Consider the following 1,725-nt stretch of genomic DNA (forward strand, 5'->3'; position numbering starts at 1 on the left):
TCGCCCAGCTGATCAAGTTTGGCTTCACGTTCTTCACTGGCAAACAGACTGGATTTGATCATGATGGGAGGGCTGACTTTGGGATGTAAGAATCATGCCATGGATGAGAGGTTTTTCGAGGTGCCCTTAAGCAACCTAGCAACGCTGTTTCGGGTAACGAATCGAGACAGCAAGTAGTGATCGGCTGCAAAAGTGCTTAAATCCATGCTGGCCATCAAACGCTGGATGTTGATTGGTATTTCAAGTTCTGCACGCCATCTGGCACCTTTCGGGTCGACTTCAAACGAATATATTGTGGCCCATGCTGAGAAAGGCAGCGGGTTTGGTGCTATCTTGCCGCGCCTTATCAGAAAACGATAAAGCACTGCATTAAGTGCATGATTATTATAATGTCATTCAGTTTTACCTCTCTGCTTTCCCAGCCTAAAACAGCAGCATTTTCAGCAGCCATTTTGCTAGCCTCCACGGCAATTGCAGCCACGCCAGAAGAGGATCAATTACGCCGGCAACAAGAGCGTGAACGGATACTGCGTGAGCAGCAGGAGTCTCGGCCTGATGTCCGGCTTGAACGTTTACCGGTTGCCCCCCCACTGGACGGCATCCCAACAAATGAAAGTCCCTGTTTCCAGGTCAATCAAATTCTGTTAACTGGTGAGGGTTCGGCTGATTTTCAGTGGCTGCTCAAGCACGCCAGTTTGCCGGGTGAGCCATTGTTGGGGCGCTGTCTGGGCGCACAGGGCATTAATGTGGTGATGGGTCGCATGCAGAACGCCCTGGTTGCGGCAGGCTATGTCACCAGCCGTGTGCTTGCATCGCCGCAGGACCTGAAAGCTGGTCAGCTTAATCTGACCCTGATGCTTGGCCGGGTCGGCCAGTTACGTTTGATCGATCCCCAAGGACATCGGGCGACATTGCGTAATGCGCTTCCCCTGCGGCCGGGGGATGTTCTCAACCTGCGTGGGATCGAACAGGGACTGGAAAACCTGAAGCGCGTCCCCAGCGCGGATGCGGATATCCAGATTGCGCCGGCAGAGGGTAAAGACGCGCAGCCAGGAGAGAGCGATCTGCTGGTTCGCTGGCGGCAATCGTCGCCATTCCGATTGGCACTCACAGTTGATGATGCGGGCAGCAAGAGCACTGGTAAGTACATGGGGTCGGCCACGGTGTCTTACGATCATTGGTGGACATTGAACGACTTGTTCTATGTCAGCGCTACCCGCTCGCTGGGGGGCGGAGATGAGGGCAAGCGCGGGAACAAGAGTCATACGGTGCATTACTCGGTGCCCTGGGGATATTGGTTGTTTGGATTGACTACCAGTCAACACCGCTATCACCAGTCGGTTGCCGGTGATAGTGTGGACTACGTCTATAGCGGCACCAGCGCCAACCAGGAGATCAGCCTGAGCCGGCTGTTATATCGGGATGGGGTTTCCAAAGTGCAGACCTCACTGCGTGGTTGGAAACGAGAGTCGGCAAATTTTATTAATGATGCCGAGGTGGGGGTCCAGCGTCGCAGAACAGGCGGCTGGGAGTGGGGTCTGAACTATCGGCGATATATGGGCCGTGCTTCGTTGGATATAAATACCAGCGTCAAGCGCGGTACCGGCGCAAACCGTTCGCTTTCGGCGCCGGAAGAACAGGATGGGGAAGGAACATCTCGCCCATTCATCGTGTTTGCCAATGCACAACTGAACGTCCCTTTCCATTTGAACGAGCAGGCCTTGC

The 1,725-nt window shown here is 54.3% G+C and carries 2 protein-coding genes; both read left to right on the forward strand.

Going from position 1 to position 1,725, the window contains the following annotated elements:
* Positions 1-204: 204 nt before the first annotated feature.
* Complete coding sequence (locus CSQ89_RS22725; protein ID WP_158229087.1) at positions 205-360, forward strand: hypothetical protein; 156 nt, start codon at positions 205-207, stop codon at positions 358-360.
* A 29-nt stretch (positions 361-389) separates the two neighbouring features.
* Positions 390-1,725, forward strand: a 1,336-nt coding sequence (locus CSQ89_RS21350; RefSeq protein ID WP_233203410.1) for a ShlB/FhaC/HecB family hemolysin secretion/activation protein, incomplete at its 3' end; no start/stop codon positions are given.

This window comes from Chitinimonas sp. BJB300, assembly GCF_002735695.1.
GTDB lineage: Bacteria > Pseudomonadota > Gammaproteobacteria > Burkholderiales > Chitinimonadaceae > Chitinimonas.

Bases quoted from the DNA above. Each gene is read 5' to 3' on its own strand.
- CSQ89_RS22725 (WP_158229087.1), top strand. From the start codon at position 205: ATGCTGGCCATCAAACGCTGGATGTTGATTGGTATTTCAAGTTCTGCA.